Origin of the sequence: Tunturiibacter gelidiferens, assembly GCF_014201335.1 — a bacterium.
Lineage (GTDB): Bacteria > Acidobacteriota > Terriglobia > Terriglobales > Acidobacteriaceae > Edaphobacter > Edaphobacter lichenicola_E.
Genome location: NZ_JACHEB010000012.1, coordinates 238,180 through 261,588, shown reverse-complemented (window position 1 = coordinate 261,588; position 23,409 = coordinate 238,180). Strand labels below are relative to the sequence as shown.

Annotated in this window: 25 protein-coding genes; 13 read left to right on the top strand and 12 right to left on the bottom strand. The window is 56.4% G+C overall.

All coding sequences use genetic code 11. The annotated features are described in order from the left end of the window. Window positions 1-148: 148 nt before the first annotated feature. Window positions 149-1,117, bottom strand: coding sequence for a hypothetical protein (locus HDF14_RS22105; RefSeq protein ID WP_183980919.1), 969 nt, complete (start codon window positions 1,115-1,117; stop codon window positions 149-151). A gap of 285 nt (window positions 1,118-1,402) precedes the next feature. Between HDF14_RS22105 and HDF14_RS22100 the strand changes: the two genes are divergently transcribed. The 4 genes from HDF14_RS22100 to HDF14_RS22085 all read left to right on the top strand — a co-directional run bounded on the left by HDF14_RS22100 (window position 1,403) and on the right by HDF14_RS22085 (window position 5,042). Further along, entirely contained in the window at window positions 1,403-2,152 is a 750-nt protein-coding gene (locus HDF14_RS22100) for a YebC/PmpR family DNA-binding transcriptional regulator (protein WP_183980918.1), read from the top strand. Window positions 2,153-2,227: 75 nt separating this feature from the next. Then, the gene (locus tag HDF14_RS22095; protein WP_313899661.1) at window positions 2,228-2,974 is read left to right on the top strand and encodes an acyloxyacyl hydrolase; all 747 of its coding nucleotides are present in this window, start codon (window positions 2,228-2,230) and stop codon (window positions 2,972-2,974) included. 42 nt (window positions 2,975-3,016) lie between these two features. Then, a complete protein-coding gene (gene ftcD, locus HDF14_RS22090; RefSeq protein WP_183980917.1) occupies window positions 3,017-3,937 on the top strand; it encodes a glutamate formimidoyltransferase in 921 nt (306 codons plus the stop codon). A gap of 145 nt (window positions 3,938-4,082) precedes the next feature. Next, window positions 4,083-5,042 carry a hypothetical protein gene (locus HDF14_RS22085; protein ID WP_183980916.1) on the top strand — a complete coding sequence of 320 codons (960 nt, stop codon included), beginning with the start codon at window positions 4,083-4,085 and terminating at the stop codon, window positions 5,040-5,042. 145 nt (window positions 5,043-5,187) lie between these two features. Here HDF14_RS22085 and HDF14_RS22080 read toward each other — a convergent pair whose 3' ends face one another. The 6 genes from HDF14_RS22080 to HDF14_RS22055 all read right to left on the bottom strand — a co-directional run bounded on the left by HDF14_RS22080 (window position 5,188) and on the right by HDF14_RS22055 (window position 8,665). Next, window positions 5,188-5,520, bottom strand: coding sequence for a hypothetical protein (locus tag HDF14_RS22080; protein WP_183980915.1), 333 nt, complete (start codon window positions 5,518-5,520; stop codon window positions 5,188-5,190). 25 nt (window positions 5,521-5,545) lie between these two features. After that, entirely contained in the window at window positions 5,546-6,001 is a 456-nt protein-coding gene (locus HDF14_RS22075; RefSeq protein ID WP_183980914.1) for a nuclear transport factor 2 family protein, read from the bottom strand. A gap of 65 nt (window positions 6,002-6,066) precedes the next feature. Further along, a complete protein-coding gene (locus HDF14_RS22070; protein ID WP_183980913.1) occupies window positions 6,067-6,573 on the bottom strand; it encodes a GyrI-like domain-containing protein in 507 nt (168 codons plus the stop codon). Beyond that, window positions 6,542-7,192 carry a TetR/AcrR family transcriptional regulator gene (locus HDF14_RS22065; protein WP_183980912.1) on the bottom strand — a complete coding sequence of 217 codons (651 nt, stop codon included), beginning with the start codon at window positions 7,190-7,192 and terminating at the stop codon, window positions 6,542-6,544. Before HDF14_RS22065 ends, HDF14_RS22070 begins: the two co-directional genes overlap by 32 nt. Window positions 7,193-7,676: 484 nt before the next feature. Then, the gene (locus HDF14_RS22060) at window positions 7,677-8,129 is read right to left on the bottom strand and encodes a chemotaxis protein CheX (RefSeq protein WP_183980911.1); all 453 of its coding nucleotides are present in this window, start codon (window positions 8,127-8,129) and stop codon (window positions 7,677-7,679) included. Between the two features lie 149 nt (window positions 8,130-8,278). Next, window positions 8,279-8,665 (bottom strand): response regulator, encoded by a 387-nt coding sequence (locus HDF14_RS22055; RefSeq protein ID WP_183980910.1) that lies wholly within the window; start codon window positions 8,663-8,665, stop codon window positions 8,279-8,281. 133 nt (window positions 8,666-8,798) lie between these two features. Here HDF14_RS22055 and HDF14_RS22050 point away from each other — a divergent pair, with 133 nt between their 5' ends. From HDF14_RS22050 to HDF14_RS22010, 9 genes are all read left to right on the top strand, one after another. Then, window positions 8,799-9,554 carry a flagellar hook-basal body protein gene (locus tag HDF14_RS22050; RefSeq protein ID WP_183980909.1) on the top strand — a complete coding sequence of 252 codons (756 nt, stop codon included), beginning with the start codon at window positions 8,799-8,801 and terminating at the stop codon, window positions 9,552-9,554. 47 nt (window positions 9,555-9,601) lie between these two features. Further along, window positions 9,602-10,390 carry a flagellar basal-body rod protein FlgG gene (gene flgG / locus HDF14_RS22045; protein ID WP_183980908.1) on the top strand — a complete coding sequence of 263 codons (789 nt, stop codon included), beginning with the start codon at window positions 9,602-9,604 and terminating at the stop codon, window positions 10,388-10,390. Continuing rightward, window positions 10,344-10,937 carry a flagella basal body P-ring formation protein FlgA gene (locus tag HDF14_RS27730; protein WP_406707256.1) on the top strand — a complete coding sequence of 198 codons (594 nt, stop codon included), beginning with the start codon at window positions 10,344-10,346 and terminating at the stop codon, window positions 10,935-10,937. The genes flgG and HDF14_RS27730 overlap by 47 nt, the downstream gene beginning before the upstream one ends. Further along, entirely contained in the window at window positions 10,934-11,773 is an 840-nt protein-coding gene (locus HDF14_RS22035; RefSeq protein ID WP_260698480.1) for a flagellar basal body L-ring protein FlgH, read from the top strand. Before HDF14_RS27730 ends, HDF14_RS22035 begins: the two co-directional genes overlap by 4 nt. Before the next feature lie 59 nt (window positions 11,774-11,832). Then, window positions 11,833-12,960 (top strand): flagellar basal body P-ring protein FlgI, encoded by a 1,128-nt coding sequence (locus HDF14_RS22030; protein ID WP_183980906.1) that lies wholly within the window; start codon window positions 11,833-11,835, stop codon window positions 12,958-12,960. Next, window positions 12,957-13,247, top strand: coding sequence for a hypothetical protein (locus HDF14_RS22025; RefSeq protein ID WP_183980905.1), 291 nt, complete (start codon window positions 12,957-12,959; stop codon window positions 13,245-13,247). The genes HDF14_RS22030 and HDF14_RS22025 overlap by 4 nt, the downstream gene beginning before the upstream one ends. 70 nt (window positions 13,248-13,317) lie before the next feature. Then, on the top strand, window positions 13,318-13,626 hold the full coding sequence (locus tag HDF14_RS22020; RefSeq protein ID WP_183980904.1) for a flagellar biosynthesis anti-sigma factor FlgM: 309 nt from the start codon (window positions 13,318-13,320) through the stop codon (window positions 13,624-13,626). A gap of 166 nt (window positions 13,627-13,792) precedes the next feature. Next, complete coding sequence (flgK, locus tag HDF14_RS22015; protein WP_183980903.1) at window positions 13,793-15,205, top strand: flagellar hook-associated protein FlgK; 1,413 nt, start codon at window positions 13,793-13,795, stop codon at window positions 15,203-15,205. Window positions 15,206-15,258: 53 nt separating this feature from the next. Continuing rightward, window positions 15,259-16,161 carry a flagellar hook-associated protein 3 gene (locus tag HDF14_RS22010; protein WP_183980902.1) on the top strand — a complete coding sequence of 301 codons (903 nt, stop codon included), beginning with the start codon at window positions 15,259-15,261 and terminating at the stop codon, window positions 16,159-16,161. A 99-nt stretch (window positions 16,162-16,260) separates the two neighbouring features. On the opposite strand, the gene HDF14_RS22005 is transcribed toward HDF14_RS22010, so the two are convergent. The 5 genes from HDF14_RS22005 to HDF14_RS21985 all read right to left on the bottom strand — a co-directional run bounded on the left by HDF14_RS22005 (window position 16,261) and on the right by HDF14_RS21985 (window position 23,320). Beyond that, window positions 16,261-17,124, bottom strand: coding sequence for a DUF2076 domain-containing protein (locus HDF14_RS22005; RefSeq protein WP_183980901.1), 864 nt, complete (start codon window positions 17,122-17,124; stop codon window positions 16,261-16,263). A 145-nt stretch (window positions 17,125-17,269) separates the two neighbouring features. Next, window positions 17,270-19,153: a SpoIIE family protein phosphatase gene (locus HDF14_RS22000; RefSeq protein WP_183980900.1), complete on the bottom strand. Its 1,884-nt coding sequence runs from the start codon at window positions 19,151-19,153 to the stop codon at window positions 17,270-17,272. A gap of 504 nt (window positions 19,154-19,657) precedes the next feature. Further along, window positions 19,658-20,449: a deoxyribose-phosphate aldolase gene (deoC, locus tag HDF14_RS21995; RefSeq protein WP_183980899.1), complete on the bottom strand. Its 792-nt coding sequence runs from the start codon at window positions 20,447-20,449 to the stop codon at window positions 19,658-19,660. A 49-nt stretch (window positions 20,450-20,498) separates the two neighbouring features. Next, window positions 20,499-22,088 carry a UdgX family uracil-DNA binding protein gene (locus tag HDF14_RS21990; protein WP_183980898.1) on the bottom strand — a complete coding sequence of 530 codons (1,590 nt, stop codon included), beginning with the start codon at window positions 22,086-22,088 and terminating at the stop codon, window positions 20,499-20,501. Further along, window positions 22,088-23,320 (bottom strand): putative DNA modification/repair radical SAM protein, encoded by a 1,233-nt coding sequence (locus HDF14_RS21985; RefSeq protein ID WP_183980897.1) that lies wholly within the window; start codon window positions 23,318-23,320, stop codon window positions 22,088-22,090. Before HDF14_RS21985 ends, HDF14_RS21990 begins: the two co-directional genes overlap by 1 nt. Between the last annotated feature and the right edge of the window lie 89 nt (window positions 23,321-23,409).

Here is a 23,409-nt window from a genome sequence, read left to right as displayed (position 1 = left end):
AGGAGAACAACTCTCCACCAACAGGCCGGATACATTGACGCAGACTTTCTTCATCGAATCACTTTTCCCTTGCAGTCAGACGGCGGACCATACATATGGGAAACTTCAAAATATTGGCTTTTTGCTCTCGCATTCTCTCGACAATCTGTCACTTCGACGCACTAATCGAGTCCCGAATCCCCGCCAGCGGAGCCTTCGCATCCAACACCACTCCACTATTCGGCCCAGCACTCACACCCAGCTCCTTCCATAACGCCGGCAGATCCACATCCACCGGCTTCTCGCTCCACTTCGCATACATATCTGTCAAAACAGACGTCCCCGTTGCGTGATCCCCGATCTGCAGCACACGCGACAGCGGCCAGTCCTTATCGATCCCACCCCCGCTATCCACAACCGCACGCAGAGCATCTCTAAGCCCCTTCTTGTCGTTCGTTTGACGCCGGATCGAAACATCAGCCATCAGACAAAACATCGCCCCACCCCAATACGTCCGTCCCCAGGTCGGCGTCTTGTTCATCCCCCGATCCCCACGCTCCGGCTCGCCATTGTGCATCTCGTGCAAAAACTCCGCCCACACCCTGGCCTCTGTCAGCCTGCCCGTCCCCGCCCTTGCAATCGGTTCGATGTACGTAGCCAGCCCCTCTTCCATCCAGTGCTGATCATCCGGAAGATCCGGCAACGCAGTATGCACAAGCTCATGCGTCATCACCCAGTCGTCCTTCAGATCATCTTTCGTCGCATGCTGTGCCAACCGAATCCGTGTCACAGCAGGGAAGCCGCCCATCCCACCCCACGTAGTGCCGTGAATCGAATCGGATTCGCCAGCGATGGGCTCAATCACCACCCTCGCCCGCGCGACCGGAAACCTGCCGTAGTACACCGCCACCGAATGCGCCGACGCCTGCACCCACGAGACAACGTCGGAGTGCGACAGATCAAGATCTCCCGTCGCAAAGTCGACCTGAATCGTGCTCCCGCCCTCCACAAAACTCTGCGAAGCGACGATCCGCTCCCCTCTCCAGTGTGGGCCCTGTGCGCATCCGATACCGCAAGGCCAGAGAAGCATCACGCTCACGCAGGTTAGTGCAGTAGTCCGTCCCCACAAACATCTCATTCCAACCTCAAACCGGACTCTGCCCGATCAATCGATCTTCTATAGGACTCGTCTATAGGACTCGTCCACGACCGAAACAGTTTCACACGCAACAAACAGGCGCTCACTCCCAACCGGGTGCCGGGTGCCCCATATCTCGATTTTGAGATGTGGGCATTCGCGCGTCAGCGCGAGCCGCTTTCCCTGTCGGCTGCATGCCCGCCCCTTCCAACATGCTAAAATCACAAGGTCGCGCAAGCCCGCAACCGATCGTAGGCACACGCAAAATCAACACCGAGGTAGTCCATGTCCGGCCACTCAAAATGGGCGACAATTAAGCATAAAAAGGGCGCAACAGACGCCAAACGCGGCAAGATCTTCACCCGCCTCATCAAGGAAATCACCATCGCCGCCAAGACCGGTGGTGGCGATCCCGACGGTAACCCCCGCCTCCGTGGCGCCATCGCCGCCGCTAAGGCCGAGAACATGCCCGCCGACAACATCAAACGCGCCATCCAGCGCGGTACCGGCGAACTCGAAGGCGTCAGCTACGAAGAGATTACCTACGAGGGCTACGGCCCCGGCGGCGTAGCCCTCATCGTCGACGTCCTCACCGACAACAAGAACCGCGCTGTCAGCGAGATCCGCCACGCCTTCTCGAAAAACGGCGGCAACCTCGGCGAATCGAACTCCGTCTCTTGGATGTTCACCAAGAAGGGCGTCATCACCGTAGCCAAATCAACCGCGTCCGAAGACAAGCTCACCGAGATCGTCCTCGATGCTGGTGCCGAAGACCTTTCCGACGAAGGCGAAAACTGGGAAGTCCTCTGCGACCCCAAGGACTTCGAAGCCGTAACTGAAGCCCTCAAGGCCGCAAAGATCACTCCCGAGCACGCCGAGGTCACCAAGATCGCCTCGACCTACACTAAACTTGAAGGCAGTCAGGCCAACGCCATGATCCGCCTCCTCGAGACCATCGAAGATTTGGACGACACACAAAATGTCTACTCCAACTTCGACTTCGACGAAGCTGCGGTAGCCAACGCCAGCCACTAATCAAAAACGGTAGCTAAGCCCAAACGGCCGCCGTTCACCGGCGGCCTTCTTCTGCCACCAACATCGGAGATCCAAGTGATCAACCAACTCGCACGCATTGGCGCGACCACCCTCTGGGCAATCGCCCTCCTGCTCGCCACTCGCCCTTCCTCCGGCCAGGCAGTCGTCACAAACGAAAACAATCCGTTCCTCGATCCCAAAGGCCACCAGCCCCTCGAGATCGGTGCCATCGTCCAGGGCGGATTCGGCGTCACGGAAAATCGCGACGACTTCAAGTTCCTCATGGCAGGTGTCCACGCAGGCAAAGTCCTCACCGCCAACATGGGCCACGGTCCCCTCCGCGGCAACTTCGAGTATGCCGTCGAAGTCTTCCCCTTCTGGCAGTCTTACACACCAAAATTCCAGCGTCCCTTCTGCACCAACCCGCCCGGCACCCCCCCGCAGTGCACCCCTTTCTACACGGTCGGGGGCACATTCACGGGAGCATCCGTCACGCCAATCATCCTTCGCTGGAACGTCATCGGCACCAAAAAGTTCTCCTTCTGGGGCCAAGCAGCCGGTGGCCTCCTCTGGACGAACCACAAGTACCCAGCCTTTGGCGGCCCACCCTACAACTCACAAAACGATGGCAAATACGCCGACGCCAGCGTCTTCAACTTCACCCCACAAGGCGGCATCGGTGTCCACTACTTCCTCCGCCCTCGCCGCTCCATCGACTTCGGCGCCAACGCCGTCCACATCTCCAGCGCCTCCCTCGGAGACCGCAATCCCGGCGTCAACGCCAGCGTCCAATTTTCCCTCGGCTACACCTGGTGGAAATAACTCTTACAATAAGCCGCGAATCACGCACGAGCAGTACTTGAAATGAATCCAGAAGCCATCATCGAGTGCGTCCCCAACTTCTCTGAAGGCACTGACGCCGCCAAAGTCGAAAAGATCGTCGCCGCCACGCAGGTCGAAGGCGTGCGCCTGCTCGACTGGTCCCTCGACACCGCACACAATCGCTCCATCGTCACCCTCGCCGGCTCCCCCGAAGGCATCGTGGAAGCCGCCGTCCTCGCCGCAGGCAAAGCCGCCGAGCTCATCGACCTCACCGCGCAGAACGGTGTCCATCCCCGCATCGGCGCCGCCGACGTCATCCCCTTCATCCCCGTCAGCGGAGCCTCCCTCGCCGACTGCGCCGTCCTCGCCCGTCAGGCCGGCCTCCTCATCTGGCGCCGCTACGGCATTCCCGTCTACTTCTACGGAGCAGCTGCCGCTCGTCCCGACCGCGTTCTCCTCGAGGACGTCCGCCGCGGCCAGTTCGAAGGCCTCCGCGACGCCGCCCTCCGCGACGCCACCCGTCGCCCCGACATCGGCGGCCCCGAACTCCACGAAACCGCCGGAGCCTCCGCCGTCGGAGCTCGCAGCTTCCTCATCGCCTACAGTGTCCACCTCCAGCAGCCCGACATCGCCGCCGCCCGAGCCATCGCCCGCGACGTTCGCGCCGCCAACGGTGGCCTCCACGGCGTCAAAGCCATCGCCGTCCTCGCCAATGGTCGCGCCCAGGTCAGCATGAACGTCACCGACTTCCGACTCACCCCCATGCGTCACGTCCACGCCACCGTCCAGCACCTCGCCCAGCGCCACGGGGTCCTCATCGAAGAAGCAGAGCTCATCGGCCTCATCCCCGAAGCCGCCTATGAGCCCGATTCCGATTGGATTCGTCAAATAAGCGGCTTCGATCCAGACGGAAAGGTATTAGAGCGCAGACTTCACTCCCCCATCGCGTGGCCTAAGCACTAGGTCTTCCAAAATCACCTCATCTACCACGAAAGTAGCAAGCTTGCTAACAGAACTCGCCTCATCAAGTCTTGCAACCAGCGCGTATTCACGGAACAATGGTGGTATTGCAGCTACACTGCTAGTAGCTCAAGGAGCAAAAGGATTTATGAACACAACCAAGCGCACCCTCTTCACCGCAGCCGTAGTGATGGCGACCATGTTGGCCCCCAGCTTCGCCTCCGCTGCACAGCTCTCCAGCGACGCCAAGTCCGCCACGCCCAAGGATGTTCAGCAGCTCATCGTCGTCGACTATCGCGCCATGCAGAACTCCCCCGCCGCCATGGATCTCAAAGACCGAGTTCTCCCGCCCGAGCTCAAGCGGCTCGAGACCGCTCTCAAGAGCTCCGGCCTCAAGGTCGACGCGGACGCTGACGTCCTCGCATTCGCGGCCTTCCGCGATTCCAAGGGTGAGGGAACCCGTATCGTAGGCATCGCCCAGGGCCAGTTCCACACCCGCGAAGTCATGGCCAACTTCACCAAGAACAAGATCAAGCCCACCATGATCCGCAACAACAGCGTCTATCCCATGGGCTCCAACGGCATGAGCGTCGTCTTCCTCAACCAGACCACCATGGTCTTCGGCGACAAGGAATCAGTAAAGGAAGCAATGGACGCGCGTGACGGTATCACCTCGAACTTCCTCGCGAACGGCGACATGGTCAACGAGATGGGAGTCGTAGATTCCAAGGCGGTCTGGAGTCTCCTCGACGCCAAAGGCACGCAGACCATGATGAAGAGCGTACTCGGCGATGCCTCGCAACTCGCCGACTACGACACCGTCAAGAATCGCATGAAGAGCAGCCGTTACACCATGGACTTCCAGAACGGCGTCAAGTTCGAGATGGCCGTCGTCATGTCCGACACGCTCACCGCCGCAACCGCTGCCACGTTGATGAAGGGTGTCTCCATCCTGCGCAAGAACTCTGGCACACCACTCGAGAAGTCCGCTCTCGACCAAACTATCATCGACTCAAACGCAGGCACTCTGACTGTCTCCTACTCCTCCTCCGACAGTCAGTTCGCCAGCCTCCTCACCTCTCCGCTCTTCCAGTCCGTAGTCAAGTAAGCATTCGGATTCACACACACAACAGCCCGGTCTCCGCATCAAGCGGAAGCCGGGTTTTTTGCTTTACCAAGAGCCAAGAACATCTATCGTTCCGACTCTGAGGTCGAAGACAGAACCCTCATTTGCTTGTCTTGGCCTGTGCAGACTATGGCTGCAACGCCCACACCAGAGCCGCTCCACCGACAAGTAGACACCCATGCACCCAACGAGGATAGCTCCTCTGTTGCGTTCGAATTGAACCACGCGGAAAGAACACTCGCCATATGCCCGACAGAAGCAATCCTGCAAACAGCGTCCAGAAGTACCAGCCGCGCCACATCAGGCATGGGATCGCCAGAACCAGAAGGACCGCTCCCATCCATCGCACTGCGGCGGCACCGCTCATCCAGCGTTCGGTCAGCTCTGGCGCAACAATGTGGCAAAGTCCGGATACGAAGAGCAAACCAGCAACCCCCCAGCAATAGATAGCCTCCACCATGCAGCCAGTCTATCCGCAGCATTTGCTAAGGGATCAAATCAAAAGCCGGCCGCAAACTGCCATCCATGTAAAACGGTACCGACGTATGTGAGTGTGTGATCCTCCACTCACCAGCCTCCCGCTTCAGATGAAGAGTGGAACGCATCCAGAAGCTGACCAGTCGCGCTCCCGTCTTCGAGGTGGCGTTCATGTGCATAAAACCATGACAGAACGCAACATCACCGCTGACCGTAACCTCAAAATCACGCGCTTCAATTTCCACCGGCCCATTCCACGAATCAAACCACGTCTGCTTTTCGCGGAGATCGATTCCACGATGAGACAGCGGCGGAGCCAGGTTATAGTCAGCCACATCCGCCACGAACATCGCCGCAAATCCGGCAGCATCTTTTTCATGATTCGCCCTGCAAAGTTGATCGATCACCGCCAGAACTTCGGCCTCATCCTTCGAGACATCCGTCTGCATCGCTACTGTCGCCATCGTGGTTCTCCTCTCTGATTAGCTGCACGGCCCTTTGCTGCATCTTCAAAAGCACACGCCAAGGCCTATCGGATAGGTACCCACACCTCGACATCGCCCTCGCCGACCTTTGGATCAAAGCTCTCACCGTAACGCTCAAAGAAACCAGCCGGCCCAAGCCCGAGCGAGTAACGCGACTTTGGCAGCCAATCGCGCTCAATCGCACGACACGTCTCCTGAAGCTTTGTGATGTGGCCGCGATGTGCAAACACTGCATACCGTTGCGAAGGCATCGTCACAACGTTCAACTCCGAGGGAACTCCCTCAAAGCTTTGCACCTCTATTGCCGCCATATAGTCGAAGCCGTCCATCAAAGGAAAACATACCCCATACTCCACGCGGCCCACTCGTCCAGGAACCTTATCGATGTACGGTACAAAACGCTGCCAAAGCGCCGGAATCTCCCCCATCGTTGTTATCGTGTAGTTGCCCCGCAAACCCGCCAACAGCATCGGCTTTCCATCCTCGAATCGCGGTGCTTCCAACAACCCCTCAAATGCTTCATCTCCTCGCTGTGGTGGTACCTCTGTCATTTCGAACGCTCCTTGGATCGGATTGAGAGAACAACATCTCAATATACCGATGCAGATGATCAATGCAATCAACTGCTATCTCGGATCCGCTCTTCGCCTTCGCAAGAATGAAAGCCCCCTGCAACGTGGCCTGTGTGTAAAGCGCGAGACTCTGCGCCGTCCAATCCCCTTCGACGCCGTATTTCTGAATAGCCTCAGCGATGTCTGCCTCAATGGTCGCCGCATGGCTACTGATGCTCCTGTTGCAGGCCTCCCGAATATCCGGATTGGTATCGTAGACCTCCTGCACCATGGTTCCCATCAGGCAGGTAAAGTCCGCCAGCTCTCCCCGCAAAATCTCCTTGCGAAAATCCACATACGCCAGCACTCGGTCCAGTGGATCGTCTAGCTGCCGGTACGGCGCTGATCGAAAGAAATCGCTGGTCACCTCTTCCCAGTGCTCAGCCGCCGCCAGTGCCAGATCTTCCTTGCTTTTGAAGTGATGAAAGAAGCTGCCCTTGGTCAAACCGGCCTCCGCGCACACATCCTCAATTCGCGTGGCCGTATATCCTTTGACCCGGATTACATGCATTGCTGCATTCAGAAACTTCGTCTTCGATTCGTGCCGCGCGTCGATCATGTATGTAGGTCCCATGGTTGAATGACACAATACCAACCAGTGGGTATGTTGTCAACATAAGATTTTCTCCGGCGCCAACTGATCCGCCAACGCCAGCTCACACAAGATCGCGAAAACTTCAGCAGCTGGGCCGGTCACAGATGTCACTTGCAGATGAACCGGCCATCCTGCCCGCCACACTGGACTCGCAATACGGCTGCAACTAACCACCGAAAAGCTGTCAAGCCCTCTTTATCTGCAAGTATTTCTATATCAATAAGATAGCCGTGGCGTATGAGTTCTGGCCCCACAGCTATACTGGATACAGCTCAGAGTAAAGGTACCTAGGCTCCGATGTCACGAGCGAGAGAAACCTGTAAGTCCTTTGGCTGGAAGAATTTGCGCGTAACCCTTTTGATATGACTAATTTGCCAGCAGATCTTGGCTGTAAGCTATTGATTTAAAATAACTTACGCGCGGCATACCAGGGGGGGGGGTACCCTCCCTAGAACGCAAGAACAACGCCAAACACATTCCCCTGAAACGAATAGTTTCGGCTGAATTTGGTCCCAAACTTGGCCTGATACCCGTCAAGACCATCGCGCGTGACGGCTGGTGTCGAGATCACGCAGTTCGAGTCAGGAGAGGCCAACTTACTCTTCCAGCCGCCCGCGATCATGTTGCAAAGCTCCCCGATCGCGTCATCCACCATCGGGTCGTGCGGCTCCGAGGGGGTTCCCAGCAACGCCTCAGCAGTCACCGACGCGGTAGCCTGGCTCGCGTACAAAAGGCACTCGCCATCCACGGCACCGGTAAATTGAATCCTCGCTACGATCCGCCCCTCCACCGTATCAACCTCACCCTCCAACGGGTCGCAGCTTCTCTCCAGCATCGTCTCAAAAACTTCCGCGACCGCTGAATCCAGCCGAGTCACTGCCTCATCCTGCGCGTTTGACACAATCGTCCTCTTCCCACTCCTGGTTTATATTCCGCACAACTCCAGCAACTCTCAACAAACTAAAATGCGCCAGATTCTAAGATTCGATAGGTTCTAAGATTGGAATGACCGAACCGAAAGATCTAATCCGAACGTTCATCAACAACCTTCTACGCAGCCCGCAAGAGCGGAAGCACCCGCGCCTTCACCTGCTCGGCCGTGAACGGCTTGCAGATATAGCCTTGAGCACCCGCAGCAATCGCACGCAGTACGAAGCTCTCATTGCCTTCCGTCGTAATCATCACGACAGGAACACCCTGCGCGAGATTCTCCTGCTTCCGTGCCTCCAGAAACTGCAGTCCATCCATCACTGGCATATTGATGTCACTCAGAATCAATGCCAGTGCACCTGAACCTTGATTGTCTCGAAGAGTCTGCAACGCCTCCTCCCCATTCGAAGCCTGCAACACCTCACTGAGTTCGAGGCCAGCCTGCCGCAACGCTCGTTCGATAACCTTCCTCATCACTGCCGAATCATCAATAATTAGAGCTCGCACCGACCCTCCCAACGCTTCTTCTGGTCTGACTGCTGTATCGGCAGATCAACAGCAATCTTGAACGACCGTCTCCTTAGCACCTTCTAACGATCGTCTCCCAAACTTCGGCCACCGAACTGCATAAGCTCGTGGCATGGACAGTGGACTCTACGCAGCATACACAGGACTCCTGGCTCGCACCCAAGCGCTCGATACCGCGGCCAACAATCTGGCCAACGCAGGTACCTCAGGCTTTCGCGCCCAGCGCGATTACTTCAGTGGGGTTCTAGCAGGTGGCATCGATCAAGATCCGGAGACAGCATCGCAGGTCGGCCAATCTGTAAACGGCTTCGGAGTCTTGGGTGGAAACAGACTTGATCTCGGACAGGGAGACCTGAAAGCCACCGGCAATCCGCTGGACCTCGCCTTAGAAGGTCAAGGATTCTTCGCTGTGCAGACCACCAACGGCATCCGGTACACGAGAGATGGAGCGTTCTCCCGCTCCGCGAAAGGGATCCTTCAAACAAGTCAGGGAGAGCCGGTGCTCGATACCAATCTCAAGCCCATCAGCATTCCCACCGGGAACGTTTACGTCTCACCCGATGGGAACATCTCGGCCTCTACAGCGGACGGCAGTGTGATCGTAGGCAAGGTAGGTGCCTTCGACTTTACGGATAGATCAGTTCTCACCGCTGAGGGTTCTAACCGATTTTCCGCGAATGGGGCAAAGCCTGTTGCCGCGAACGTCTCGGTAGAACAAGGTTCGGTAGAAGGAGCCAACGAAGATGCCGTTCACGGAACAATGCAGCTGGTGCTGGTGCAACGACAAGCAGAGATGATGCAAAAGGCATTGAGCGTATTCAATAACGACTTTGATAAGACGGCGTCAGAGGATCTTCCTCGAGTCTGACGAAAGGTTCATAGTTTCAAAGTCATCTAAAGGACAAGGAGCTTGAAATGATTCGTGCGTTGTATACAGCCGCAAGCGGAATGAGTGCCCAGCAAACAAATCTGGACACCATCGCAAACAACTTGGCGAACTCAGGGACCGCGGGTTTCAGACAGCGTCAGGTGCAATTCGAGGACATGATTTATCAAAACTTGGTCACTCCCGGTTCCGCCGAAACACAGCAGACTCTTTCAGCTGGTTTGCAGGTTGGCTTAGGTACCAAGACAGCAGCGAGCGAAGTGATCATGACGCAGGGCGACCCCAACAATACAGGGAACCCATACGACCTTGAGATTCAAGGCGCTGGTTTTTTCCAGGTTTCTCTCCCAGACGGAACCATCGCCTACACGCGAGCTGGTAACTTTCATTTAAATAGCCAGGGCACGATTGTGACCTCAGCAGGGGACACGATCTTGCCCGCAATCACAATTCCGTCTAACGCAACTAATGTCGTGATCTCTCAATATGGCGTTGTGACGGCAACTCTTCCTGGACAGACAAACGCTGCTCAGCTTGGCACCATTCAGCTTGCAACTTTTCCGAATACAGGAGGGCTGAGCTCAATCGGCAGTAATTTGTTGCAACAGACAGCATCCTCGGGCAACCCCATTACGGATACTCCCGGAGGGACCAGCGGGATAGGAACGTTGCAGCAAGGGTATCTAGAAAACTCAAACGTAGATGTCGTAGCAGAGTTTGTGCAAATGATTCTGGCGCAACGTGCCTACGAGAGCAACTCCAAAGTAATACATGTCGCCGACGACATGTACTCGCAGATCAACGGTCTCGTTCGGTAAGGTGACTATGTTGAATGCCTTTTCAAGATTCAAAAAGATTAGCGGAAGGTCAGTCCTTACCCTTTCCGGAATATGTCTCGCCAACACCGCTCTCGCAGCTTGCTACAGAACGCCACTTATGGCGATTGCCGCGGCCTCCGCTACTTCGTATTCTTCGATATCGGAGAAACTTGGTTATCGAGTGGAGAGGATTCAGTCGGACCCTGTCCTAAGGCAGACCTGGGCAATGGTCATTCGTTGCGATCATCCTGAGTGGCCGGCGGTCGCCATTCCGCTGCGTGATCCGATCTTACCCTTACGACTTAGAGAGCAGGAAAGAGCAAAGGATATTCCGGGATCAGTTGTAATTCGCGCCGGTGAAATTGTTAGGCTGTGGAGGCAAGAAACCTCGTTGCGGATTGAAGTCGCCGGAATCTCAGAAGGGAATGGCGGATTGGGTGACCAAATAAAAGTCCGACTCTTACGCAGAAATACCGATGACCAGTCTATAGGTGAACAATTCTCCGGTATCGTTCGAGGGCCGTCCGATGTGGAGATGAAGCCATGAGAGAAATTCGACGGACACAGTTAGCTCACAGTTCGATTCAATTGCCACCACGTAACAAGATCTGGAATTTTACGAATCAACGTTTATGGGTGTTACTCGACAACAGTGATATAGGTCGTCTCGCGCCGATATTTCTTGCCGCGCTGCTTATGTTTTCGACGTTACCGTTGTTGCAAGCACAGACCGAGGCTATCCATAAATTAATTGAGCCAAAACCTAATGTGGCTGCCGCGTCGTTATCGTCTTATCTGGAAAGGGTACGCGCGGAAAACTCCAACGTTCAGTCTGCACCGGGATCTATCTGGACTGACAATGGAAGGCTCACCCGCATCAACACGGACGTGCGGGCCATGCGACCCCATGATCTGATCTCGGTTGTGGTCTCCGAGAGCCTAGCAGCGTCGACGGATGGCACAGTGAAGAACTCGCGAGCGTCCAACGCGAGTTCCTCCATTTCAGGCCTTATCGGCACATTGCACACCGGGAACGCACTACAGAATTTAATCAACCAAACATCTTCATCGGGACTCAACGCGCAGGGAACAAGTGCAACTAATTCGAGCCTAAGCACAACGTTTGGTGGCCAAGTCATAGAGGTCCTTTCAAACGGGATGCTTGTGATCGAGGCGGCTCGGCAGGTTGAGTTTAGCCAGCAGACGCAGACGATCATTTTGAGAGGGCTCGTCCGTCCCGAAGATATCTCTCAACAGAATCAGGTCTTATCGACGGCCATTTCTAGCCTGGAGCTTGAGGTACGTGGGAAGGGAATTATCAACGATTACACGCATCGCCAGAACCCCCTTGTCCGTCTCCTACAAAAAGTGTTGGTTTTCTAGTGAGGAATTCTATGCATGTTGCTGACAATCCAAAAAAATCACAGGTGCAGAAATCACTCATGAGACTTTTGATCTCCTTTTTGTGCTTCTTGATTCTATCTTCTACCTCGGCTGCGCGTGCTCTCTTTTCAGACCAGACGACATCTGGGCCAAGGCAAGCGCGCGTCAAGGATATCGCTTCGATCGAGGGTATTCGCGACAATCAATTAGTTGGATACGGAATAGTCGTTGGTCTGCAGGGCACCGGCGACAGTCAGCAAACAACGTTTCCTGCCCAAACATTGGCGTCAACCTTGCTCCGCATGGGGGTCAGCGTTCCCGCAGCGGCAATCCGAGTCCAGAATCTCGCGGCAGTCTTTGTTTCTGCGACGTTGCCGCCCTTTGCTCGTCCAGGTACCAAACTCGACATTACGGTCTCCTCCGCAGGTGATGCGAGGAGCCTCGAGGGTGGGTTGCTTCTGATGACGCCTCTTTACGGATCAGACGGCAAAATATATGCGCAGGCGCAGGGGCCGTTGGTTGTTGGTGGTTATTCGATCAGCGTGAATGGAAATGCAAAACAATACAATCATCCCAATACTGCTCGAGTCCCTTTTGGTGCGATGGTGGAACGCGGCGTGCCACTGGATTTGGATGGAAAAAAGCAGTTTTCACTCTTATTGAATGATGCTGACTTTCGCGGCGCAGAGGCCATGGCCCTTGCGATCAATCGTTCGTTGGGACGATCTGCAGCACGCGTTCTCGATAGTCGGAGAATCGATCTGCTGGTCGGAGTGGGTGAAGAGGTTCCGGCCCTACTGGCTCAGGTCGAATCAATAGAAGTACCTGTCTTTCCTCGAGCGAAAGTGATTGTCAATGAGCGTACAGGTACCGTAGTTATCGGCGGAACGGTGGTGTTGCAGCCGGTGTCTATTCTTCACGGGGGACTAGCAGTCAACGTGGTGAGCGAGTTTCAGGTATCGCAGCCAAATGCATTTTCCTCAGGTGGCACAACGCAGGTTGTGCAGCAGACGCGAGTTGATGCCCAGGACAAACCGGTCAACCGAATCGAGCTCAAGCAGGGAGCTACGGTGGATGACCTAGTCCGAAGCCTCCAGATGATTGGAGCCTCAGCGCGCGATGTTATCTCGATCCTCCAAGCAATGAAGTCTGCAGGTGCACTAGAAGCGGAGATTGAAGTCCTATGAAGATAGATCCGGATATCTCACGCTTACCTACCGCGGAGGCCCAAAGACAAGCCAAGCTAGTGGATGCCGCCCAACAATTTGAGGCGACGATGTTGCAGGAACTGCTGAAACCAATGCAGCACGGCCAGAGTAGTTGGGGAGACGAAGAGAAGAGCGAAGACTCAGCTTCGGACACTATCAGCAGCTTTGGCACCGAAGCTATTGCCAAATCCATATCGAAGAGTGGTGGCTTTGGGATCGCTCGACGGGTGGTTGAACAGGTCACCCAAGAACATCAACAGCGTTGAAAAAGAAAATCGTCGAGTACTAAAGTTTGCGGATTGGATGCCGATACAGTCAAGTAGACGGAGGCTGATCATGAGCTATACAAGTGGAATCGGCGGTCAACAGATAGGCAACGCGATCACTCCATCTGGGGCACAGCCAATTGTCTCGGTGGATACGTCCGGAATCGCGGCCGATAAGCATCAAGCATTGAGCGCAACTGCGGTACACGACGATGAGACGGTTGTGAGTTCGACGGGAGGCCTCGTATTACAGGCTCTGGAAGCGTCGGACACGCGAACTGCGAAGGTTTTATCTTTGCAGGAGACGATCGCCGTTGGGAGCTACACAGTTTCATCGTCAGACGTGGCAGACAAAATCATTCAATCCTTACTGAAGTAGGGATCGCAATTGATCAAACAGTCCTTGCCAAATGCAGCATCGTAGGTGGCTAAACTATCGTCATCTCAATTTTGGGTAGAGAGCCAGTTGCTTTAACTCATCCTCAAAATTTGGACAGAATCTGGCTTCAATTCTACCGCCCGCACGGGAGAAACACGGGATACGAATGGGTACACTGACATCACTATTAAATATAGCCAGTGAAGCGTTACTGGCAGATCAGGCCGCGCTGAACGCGACTGCCAACAACGTTGCAAATCAGAATACACCTGGCTATACACGTGAGGTTGTAAGTTTTCAGTCGGGCGATTCAGTTTCTCTAAGCGGGGAGTCTCAGAGCTCGGGCGTAACCGCTACTGTTTCGTCTCTAAGGGATCGAGTTCTTGAACAGCGCGTGCAGCAGCAAACGCAGACGACGGCGCAGAGTGCCGCGCTTCAAACTGCTTTGCAGCAGGTTGAAAACATATTCGGGCTGACGTCGGCTTCGACGGGTTCGGGAGCGGAAGCTTCGTCGCAGCTTGGTACTGCGATCAACGGTTTCTTCAGCTCTCTGTCTTCCTTAGAGGCTAACCCGTCTGATACAGCAACGCGGCAGAAAGTACTAACTGCTGCGAGCGCGTTAGCTGGCGCCTTCAATTCCGCATCGAGTCAGCTTTCGCAGATATCAACTAGTCTCAATCAGCAAGTCAGCGGGGATGTCGGTCAGATAAATAACCTCACGTCTTCGATAGCGTCTCTTAACTCTAAGATTGCTAGTCTCAGTCCTAACGGGGACGCCGGCAGTCTTGAAGACCAACGGCAGGAGGATATCGACCAACTGTCTCAATTCGTTGGATTGGACCAGATTTCAACGTCACAGAATGGCATATCTTTGACAACTAGCGGCGGCGCGATTTTGGTCAGCGGTAATCAATCATTCCAAGTGAGTACGACACAGGTAGGAGGAAATACAGACGTATTAGCAGGTGATCCTCCTCAGGACGTGACGTCAAATCTCGAGGGTGGAGACTTGGGCGGAGCTTTGCAAGCAAGGGATCAGTACTTACCGGGTTATTCATCTGCACTAGATAATCTAGCCTTTTCACTTGGAACTGCAGTGAATCAGCAGAATGAATTGGGAGTTGACAGTAGCGGAAACCCAGGTCTAGCAATCTTTAGTCTTCCAGGTAGCGCGACTGGTGCTGCAGCATCGATCTCCGTATCCGCAACTTCTCCTGGAGCCGTAGCCGCGGCCACTGCTGGCGAAGGATCTTCGGGGAACAATAATGCTACGGCGCTTGCCGATCTTTCCACAACGAATGTGGTCGGGAGCCAGACCACCACAGGCTTCCTCGCTTCATTCCTCGATCAGGTCGGCAGTGACGCTTCTGGTGTAACAACGGATAACGCAACACAAGAGGCTGCGCTCACTCAGCTCACGACGCAGCGTGATTCGCTCTCGAGCGTGTCTTCTGATCAAGAGGCGTCGAACCTAACGCAATATCAACGCTCCTATCAAGCGGCGTCTCAGGTGTTCTCTATCGTTGATACTCTGATGGCGAGCGCAATCAACCTTGGTGAAGAGACTACAGTGACCTAGGAAACGCCGCACTATTCGGCTTGACTAACCAACTAAGAATCAGGAGCGCACACTTGCGAGTAGATCCGAATTACCTTAGCACTCTGACTGGAGCACTCAATCAGTCCAGTTCCATGATCAACAACCTAACGTCAGAATTATCGAGTGGGTTGAGTGTCCAGTCGCTTCAGGACAATCCGGTCGCTGTTGCGCAAAGTACCCTTCTGGCCAGTCAGATCAATCAGGCGGACACATTCGTTCAATCAGCTTCTGGAGAAGCTTCGATCATGCAGGTTGCCGACTCTACTTTGGGTGACGTAGTCGCTCAGGTGACGCAGGCGCTCTCGCTCGCCGTCGAAGGGAGTAACGGTACACAGAACGCGGCAGACAATGCCAGCGTCGCTCAGTCGCTTAGCGGAATTCTCAGTGAAGTGGTCTCGCTGGCCAACACCAGTTATCAGGGACAATACCTATTTAGCGGCAGTCAGGGATCAGTTCAACCTTTTACTCTGAACACGACCACTACTCCTCCAACAGCCGCCTACGCTGGCGACACTAATGTGCAATTCATTGAGGTACCAGGCGGACAGAAGCTTCAGATCAATCTACCCGGCTCCTCAGTTTTCGGTTCGGGAGCTACCGGGATTGTTGGTGCATTGAGTCAATTGATCGGCGATATTTCGGGGGGTGCCTCGACTGCGACCATTACGACCGATACTGCCGCTTTGAACACTGCTCTTGGCCAGTTGTCCGATCAGCGGAGCACTCTCGACAGCTCTTTGAGTCGACTTAACTCCGCCACTACGTTCGCGCAAACTACAGAAAGCCAACTTGAGGTGGCACAAGGCGGTCTGGTCTCTGCAAATCCCGAAATCGTGGCGACGCAACTGTCGTCTGCGGAAACCCAACACCAGGCCTTGTTGAGTGTCATTAACAACTTGGGGAACCAAGAGGATCTATTTCAGCTTATGAGATAGGTCGATTGTGCGCCTTTGGTCGCCATCTCTTAAGCGGATGCGATTCCTCGTCCGTTCTGGTGACGGATGTCCATTCGTGTAGAATCAGACAGGTCAAAGCTACGCGAAATTGCTGTCGTCCCCTCCACCCGACCCGTCGTCGCCAAAATCGCTGCCGTCATCGAATGAAGCATCATCAGTAGATGTGTCTGAATCCAAGCTCGCGTCATCGATAGAGTCAGAGCTGCCCGAACCATAGAGTGAGTCTCTATTGTTCGAGGAATCACGCGATCCGAAGTCTCGATCTTCTTGCTGGCCAAGCGATCTCTCATCGGCAGAGACGTCGCGTCCGCCACGATCGTCGCCATAGTAGTTGTTGACGATCTCTTCGGGAGGACGCTGACTTCCATCGAAGCCTCCAAATCCTTGGCCACCGCCATATCCAGCTTCATGCCCAAATCCATGCATCAGTGATTCGACGCCTTCAAAGGCTAGCGCTCCTGCAGCCACCCCGGTCGCGGTCTGGAGTGCACCCCTCAGAAATCCACCCCCCCCCATCCCTTGTGGAGCTCCGTATTGAGGAGGCGCTCCATACTGTGGCGGAGGAGCACCGTACCCACCGACCGGAGCGTACTGCGGATATGCAGGCGCCGGCTGTTGAGGATAGCTCTGTGGCGGAGGCGGGGGCTCCGGTTGGTCATCATGCCGTCCAAGCAAATTTCCCAGAAAGCTCGTCGAATGTTTCGGCTCCGGGTGCTGCTGCATCTGCTCAATCTGCGCCTTTGCTTGCGTCAGTTGTGCCTGCGCCTGTTCCAGCGCGTATTTCTGCACCAGCACCGTCTGCGCCAGAACATAGAGAGCATCCGCGTTTCGTCCCAAACCATGCTGCAGCATCTGTTCTGCGTCCATATCTTTCTCTGCAAGCTGTGTCTTCTCAACTCGGTCGATCAGACCGCTGATCATGTCCTGTTCCTGAGGAGTCATCTTTCACCCTTTCCATTACCTTGCTCAGCTGCTTACAGCGTCACACAAATTAGGACATCAACACCAGACCATCGACCTGATGGACGCACCATACGTCCGAATGTTGCTATTGGCATGTCGATCTTCTGATGATTCGTTAGTTGTTTTACTCGGTGGCGCGCAGGACTACGATGGTCTCGTCGTCGAAGTGGGCCGTTCCGGACTGAAAATCGTTGACGGCCTGGAGTATGGCGTTCACTGTGAACTGCGCAGTGGGGTGGTGCTGCGATTCGAGGAGTTGAGTGAGGCGTTCGTCGCCGAACATCTCATTGGTGGCGTTGACAGCGTCTACGATGCCGTCGGAGAAGAAGACGATGAGGTCGCCGGGGCGGGTGGAGAGGGTAAACTCCTCATACTCGGCGTTGGGGAAGAGACCCAGGGGGAAGCCTTCAGCCTTGATGGTGCGGACGCTTGGAGGTTTTGTGATGTCTGAATTGGCCGCCACGAAGAGAGGCTGGACGGAGCCGGCGTTGGCGATCTGAAGGGTTTGGTTGCTGTCGTCCCAGACTGCCATGAGCATAGTGACGTACTGGGAGTCAAGCTTACGCTCCTGGAGCTGGTCGTTGAGGGCGGTAAGCATCGCCGCGGGTGAAAGGTGTTGGGGGGCGAGGGAACGCAGTATGCCGCTGACAAGCGCGGCGTAAAGTGCAGCAGGGGCGGCCTTGCCGCTGACGTCTCCTACGGCGATGGCGATGCGCCCGGCACCGTAGTCGAGATAGTCGAAGACGTCGCCTCCGATGGAGCGGGCGGCCACGAACTCGGAGGCGATCTCAGCGTGTTCGAGCTTGGGTGGGCGAGACGGCATGAGGCGAAGCTGAACCTGGCGAGCCATGTCGAGGTCGCGCTCCATGCGCTGCTCCTCCTCGTGGATGCGCTGGTAGAGACGCGCGTTGGCAATGCTGATGGCTACTTGCGAGGCTAGAGTGGAAAGAGTGCGCTGATGGTCTTCGTTGTAGTAGTTGACGCGAGTGTGCTCGAGGTCAAGGACGCCGATGATTTCGCCCTTATAGACGAGGGGGATGGCGAGTTCGGAGCGTACCTCTGGGTTGGCTTCGACGTAACGTGGATCCTTGCGGACGTCGGATGCGAGGACGGGTTCGCGGAGCTGGGCAGCGGTGCCGATGAGGCCTTCGCCGAGAGCGATGGTGCGTTCGCGGGTGACGCGCTCGCCGAAGCGGGAGGAGAACCGGTGCTCGAAGAGCTGGGTGCGATCGTTCCACAGGAGGATGGTGAACATGTGGAAGTCGATGACGCGCTTGAGGAGCTGTCCGATGCGCTCAAGAAGATCGTCGGGATCGAGGATGCTGGTGATCTCGCGGGAGATGTCGTTGAGGACAGCGAGGGTTTGCGCCTGGCGCGAGACTCGTGTGTAGAGGCGAGCGTTCTCGATGGCGATGGCCATGCGCGAGGCGACCAGCTCAAGGAGACGTTGGTGCTCCATCGTGAAGTAGCCGATGGTTTCTGACTGGAGATCGAGGACGCCGATGACCTTGTTCTTGACTACGAGCGGGACGGCGAGCTCGGAGCGGACGTTGGGGTTCGCATCGATGTAGTTCTCCTGCGTAGTGACGTCTTCGACGAGGAGAGATTTGCGGTGGAGCGCGGCTTGACCTGAGACTCCGCGGCCTAGCTTGATGCGCATGCGCTCGATCTCGCTGGAATGTCCGATCTGGAAGCGCATGCGGAGATCTTGAGAGCGCTCATTGATGAGCAGGATGGCGAAGATTTTGTAGTCGATGACGGCGCGGACGAGGTCGGCGACCCGGTGCATGAGGGTGTTGAGGTCGAGAGTGGTGTTGAGGGCGTCGGCGAGTTTGTGGAGGAACGCAACCTGGAGGGGCTCGACGCGAATCTTTGGGTCGGCGGCGTGGGGGTGGAAGAGTTGCGGGGAAGGGGGGCGGTAGTCTCCCTCGTAGGGATGCTCGGGCTCGGGCTCGGGCGCTTCGGGGCCGCTGGGTGGAGTCGCGCTCGGTTTGATCGGGGAAGACATTCTTCTTTGGGTTGATCTTACCGGGTGAGGTGGGGTTTGGGGAGTGTCTGGCCGGAACTCCTTTTGGTGTGACCGAGTGGGCTCCTTGGTGTGACCGAGTGGGCTCCGAAACACATTATCTTCGTTCGTTGAGGTGCTCCCGATGATACCGGTCCGCTTGCGCGATGTACCCTTTTGTTCAACCGGGGGGTACCCCCGGGGTTACCTGCGTCTAAGTCTATTTGTTTGTTGAGCTTACGGACTCAATATCTTCGCAAATACGTCATTCTAAGAGGCTTACAGCTAAATTCCTCCATAGAAAAGGGTTATGGCGCTCATTCTGGCTGACAAGCGAAGCCGCCTCACTAAACCGATGGTTCAGAATCGATACTATTTCCATTATAGCTGTGCATCTGGAACTAATACGCAAGGTCTATCCTGCTTAGAATAAGCAGGATAGACCATCGGGGGAGTTGACAGGATTTTAGAGCGTCCCCCCGATTGTCGCCGCGAAATGCAACCGAGTCAGTAGCCGGGGGCGGAGGTGGTTGGTTCGATAGTGTGGCCGGCTAGTTCGTTGACGATTTTGACGCTGGCGCTGGCTCCGATGCGGGAGGCTCCGGCACGGAGCATGGTGGTGGCGTCGGCGAGTGAGCGGATGCCGCCAGAGGCTTTGACGCCGGCCCGAGTCCCGGCTACGCCGCGAAGGAGGCCGATGTCATCGGCGGTCGCGCCACCGGTGGAGAAACCGGTGCTGGTCTTGAGGAAGTCGGCTCCGGCGGAGAGGGCCAGTTCGGAGGCGCGGAGTTTTTCTTCGAAGTTGAGGAGGCAAGTTTCGAGGATGACTTTTACGATGGCTCCGGCTGCGTGGGCGAGCTCGACGACACCATGAATTTCCTGACGGATGGCTTCGTAGTCGGCGGTTTGACCGGACTTGAGGAGGCCAACGTTGAGGACCATGTCGATGTCGTGTGCGCCGTGGCGAAGCATGTGTGCGGTCTCTTCGTGTTTGGAGACGGAGAGAGTGGCGCCAAGGGGAAAGCCGATGACGACGCCGACGGGGATACCTGTGCCCTGAAGGGCGGCGGCTGCGAGCGAAACCCAGGTGGGGTTGACCATGGCGCAGGCGAAGCGGTGTTCTGCAGCTTCGTGGCAGAGCTGGAGGACCTGGTTGCGGGTGGCCTCGGGTTTAAGGAGGGTGTGGTCGAGGACGGCAGCGAGATTTTGAGGGGAAGAAAGAGTGTGTGCGGCGAAGGCTTCGGCGTCGAAGTGCTCTGAGCCGTGCGGGAGTGGATCGGTGATGGACAGCGTATTCAAAAAAGCGCTCCTTCGGCGAGGGGAGGTGTTCGCGCCGGGTTACTTTCTATCATACCGGGGTCAGGGCTGGCTTTTGAGCGGTGTGCCAGGCGAGGGCCATGTCGTCACGGAGGAATTGATAGAGCTGTTCGCCGGACTCTTTGTCGCGGGCGCGGAGGATGGCGCTGGGGTGGATGGTGGCGATGACTTGATTGGCGTAGGGGGTGTTGAGGATCTTTCCGTGGTCGCGCATGAGGGAGAAGGTTCCACCCAGCAAGGACTTGGAGGCTGAGGCCCCGAGACAGAGGATGACGTGAGGGTGAATGGAGTCGATCTCGGCGAGGAGCCATGGGCGGCAGGCGCTGATCTCGGACATGCGAGGGTTCTGGTGGAGACGAAGTTTGCCGCGCTGGACGAATTTGAAGTGTTTGACGGCGTTGGTGACGTAAACTTTGGAGCGCTCGATGTTGAGTTCGTCCATGACGCGGTCGAGGATTTTGCCGGCGGGGCCCACGAAAGGTTTGCCTTGGAGATCTTCCTGATCGCCGGGCTGTTCGCCGACAAGGATGAGTTTTGCGTGGGCCGCTCCTGCGCCGGGAACGACCTGGGTGGCGTGTTGGAAGAGGTCGCATCCTTTGCATGCGGGGAGGGCTGCGCGAAGTTTTGGAAGCGAGTGGTCTTCGGGGACGAAGGGCTGCGCGGAGGGTTGTTGCTGCTGACGTGTGACCATGTCGGCGACTCGACTTTGAGATTTTGTGATGAGGTTGGGCAGAAGCGAGATTTCGGGGAGGTTCTTCCAATAGCGGACGGGCATTTCGCTGCGCATCATCTCGGGGTTGAGGCGCGCGGGGTTGTAGATGCTGGCGTAGTAGGAGCGCCAGAGACCTTCGAGCTCGTCTTCGGCGGGGGCGGACTCGCGGGGCAGGCCGGGGGCGAAGGTGAGTTGTTTGCCGGTGGGATCCCAGGAGACGGAGGCGTCGGGGGTGAGGATGGTCCATCGCATGACGCCGAAGCGTTCGACGAAGAAGGGCGCGGCGAGTGGAAGAATGCGGTGGTCGGGCTGGTACCAAGCGATGAAGTGTTCGCAGGTGTCGGGCTGGGAGGGCGTTGGAGTGGCGTGGGGATCAGGTTCGCAATGGGGGAGTTCGGTGTGGTTGAGGCCGAACGGAGTGGGTGTGGCGAGGACCAGATGATGGGGGCCGGGTTCGGTGCGGAAGGACTCATCTACGACGATGGGGCGCGGGTTTGGGTCGTCGGGTTCGAGGACCATGCGGAAACGCAGGAAGGCGTGCATCTTGTGCAAGTCGCGGCGGACCTGGGACTCGAGACGCTCGAGTTCGGCGATGTCTGGGTCGACTGAGATTCTGAGAACGTTGCGATTGGTTTGCAAGCGATAGAGGATGCGGTAGAGAAGATTCCAACGTTGTGGATCGCGATGAACGGCGGCGTACTCTGCGGATTCTAGAAAAGCTTTGGATGTGTGAGGGGTCGTAATCGGAGGGCCGGTGGGAGCGTCGGAGGATTCGAGGGTGAGGTCGAGAGTGGAGGGGATGGTGGAGTCCTGAAAGTCTAGTTCTTCCGGTAGGAAGCCGAGATGGAGGGCTTCGCGTGCGGCTTCGCGCCACGCGTTGAAGTCGGGTTCGAGGGGGAGTCGCTTCATTAGAGAGAGCCGCTGAATGCGCTGAGGGGCGCGAACAGATCGAGCTGTGTGATAGGTTGCGCCTGATTGACGACGGGTTGCTGGCGAGGGATGTGATCGATGGTGATTAGGTAAGGTAGGACGTTCTTGACGCGGACGTGAAGTTTTTTCAGATCGTCTAGGAGAAGGCGATGGTATTTGCGGATGCTGAGAATGCGTTCAACATTTCGATAGCCGATGCCGGGGACACGGAGGAGGGATTCGCGTGGCGCGGCATTGACGTCGACGGGGAAGAACTCGGGATGAGATTTCGCCCAGGTGGTCTTTGGATCTTCGGTGAGGGAGAGCGAGGGATCTTCTTCGGAGGTGAGCTCGGCTGCGGTGAAGCCGTAGAAGCGCATGAGCCAGTCGGATTGATAGAGGCGGTGCTCGCGGATGAGGGGTGCGGGCTTTAGCGGAAGGCGAGCATCGGCGGCGGGGTAGGGGCTAAAGCCGGTGTAGTAGATGCGGCGTAGTTTGTATTGGCCGTAGAGGTGGGTTGCTGTTTTGAGGATTTCTCGATCGGTGGTTGGCGTCGCACCTACGACCATCTGCGTGGATTGGCCTGCTGCGGCGAACTTTGGAGCGGAGGGAAGTTTGCGGCGGTCTTCGTCGGCCTCTTCTTTGCGGAGGGCGATGTTGTTCATCGTGGATTCGATGATGGTGGTTTTCTTTTCGGGAGCGAGTTGGACGAGGTCTTGCTGGGTGGGGAGCTCTATGTTGGCGCTGAGACGATCGGCGAAGAGGCCTGCCTGTTCGATGAGGCGTTCGCTGGCTCCGGGGATTGCTTTGAGGTGAATGTAGCCGCCGAAGTGATGCATGGTGCGAAGGGTCTTAGCTACGTGGAGGAGTTGCTCCATGGTGTAGTCGGGCGATTGGATGATGCCGGAGGAGAGGAAGAGGCCCTCGATGTAGTTGCGCTTGTAGAAGTCGAGCGTGAGTTTGACGACTTCGTCGGGAGTGAAGCGGGCGCGCTGGATGTCGGAGGAGATGCGGTTGACGCAGAAGACGCAGTCGTAGGTGCAGAAGTTGGTGAGGAGGATTTTGAGGAGGGAGACGCAGCGACCGTCGGGCGTGTAGCTGTGGCAGATGCCCATGCCGTCGGAGTGACCGACGCCCTTGCCGTTGCCGCTGCGCTTGGCTCCAGAGGAGGCGCAGGAGGCGTCGTACTTTGCGGCGTCGGCGAGAATCTCGACTTTTTGCTGGATGTTCATGCAGGCCTAGGAACTAAATGATTCGATGCTTTATTGTAGCGAAGGAAAGGCGAATATTGCGATGGGAGTCTGATTCGATTTGAGCGGTT

Coding starts and splice junctions, on each gene's coding strand:
- HDF14_RS22105 (WP_183980919.1), bottom strand. CDS start 1,117: ATGAGATGTTTGTGGGGACGGACTACTGCACTAACCTGCGTGAGCGTG.
- HDF14_RS22100 (WP_183980918.1), top strand. CDS start 1,403: ATGTCCGGCCACTCAAAATGGGCGACAATTAAGCATAAAAAGGGCGCA.
- ftcD (WP_183980917.1), top strand. CDS start 3,017: ATGAATCCAGAAGCCATCATCGAGTGCGTCCCCAACTTCTCTGAAGGC.
- HDF14_RS22085 (WP_183980916.1), top strand. CDS start 4,083: ATGAACACAACCAAGCGCACCCTCTTCACCGCAGCCGTAGTGATGGCG.
- HDF14_RS22080 (WP_183980915.1), bottom strand. CDS start 5,520: ATGGTGGAGGCTATCTATTGCTGGGGGGTTGCTGGTTTGCTCTTCGTA.
- HDF14_RS22075 (WP_183980914.1), bottom strand. CDS start 6,001: ATGGCGACAGTAGCGATGCAGACGGATGTCTCGAAGGATGAGGCCGAA.
- HDF14_RS22070 (WP_183980913.1), bottom strand. CDS start 6,573: ATGACAGAGGTACCACCACAGCGAGGAGATGAAGCATTTGAGGGGTTG.
- HDF14_RS22065 (WP_183980912.1), bottom strand. CDS start 7,192: ATGATCGACGCGCGGCACGAATCGAAGACGAAGTTTCTGAATGCAGCA.
- HDF14_RS22050 (WP_183980909.1), top strand. CDS start 8,799: ATGGACAGTGGACTCTACGCAGCATACACAGGACTCCTGGCTCGCACC.
- flgG (WP_183980908.1), top strand. CDS start 9,602: ATGATTCGTGCGTTGTATACAGCCGCAAGCGGAATGAGTGCCCAGCAA.
- HDF14_RS27730 (WP_406707256.1), top strand. CDS start 10,344: ATGTCGCCGACGACATGTACTCGCAGATCAACGGTCTCGTTCGGTAAG.
- HDF14_RS22035 (WP_260698480.1), top strand. CDS start 10,934: ATGAGAGAAATTCGACGGACACAGTTAGCTCACAGTTCGATTCAATTG.
- HDF14_RS22030 (WP_183980906.1), top strand. CDS start 11,833: ATGAGACTTTTGATCTCCTTTTTGTGCTTCTTGATTCTATCTTCTACC.
- HDF14_RS22025 (WP_183980905.1), top strand. CDS start 12,957: ATGAAGATAGATCCGGATATCTCACGCTTACCTACCGCGGAGGCCCAA.
- HDF14_RS22020 (WP_183980904.1), top strand. CDS start 13,318: ATGAGCTATACAAGTGGAATCGGCGGTCAACAGATAGGCAACGCGATC.
- flgK (WP_183980903.1), top strand. CDS start 13,793: ATGGGTACACTGACATCACTATTAAATATAGCCAGTGAAGCGTTACTG.
- HDF14_RS22005 (WP_183980901.1), bottom strand. CDS start 17,124: ATGACTCCTCAGGAACAGGACATGATCAGCGGTCTGATCGACCGAGTT.
- HDF14_RS22000 (WP_183980900.1), bottom strand. CDS start 19,153: ATGTCTTCCCCGATCAAACCGAGCGCGACTCCACCCAGCGGCCCCGAA.
- HDF14_RS21990 (WP_183980898.1), bottom strand. CDS start 22,088: ATGAAGCGACTCCCCCTCGAACCCGACTTCAACGCGTGGCGCGAAGCC.
- HDF14_RS21985 (WP_183980897.1), bottom strand. CDS start 23,320: ATGAACATCCAGCAAAAAGTCGAGATTCTCGCCGACGCCGCAAAGTAC.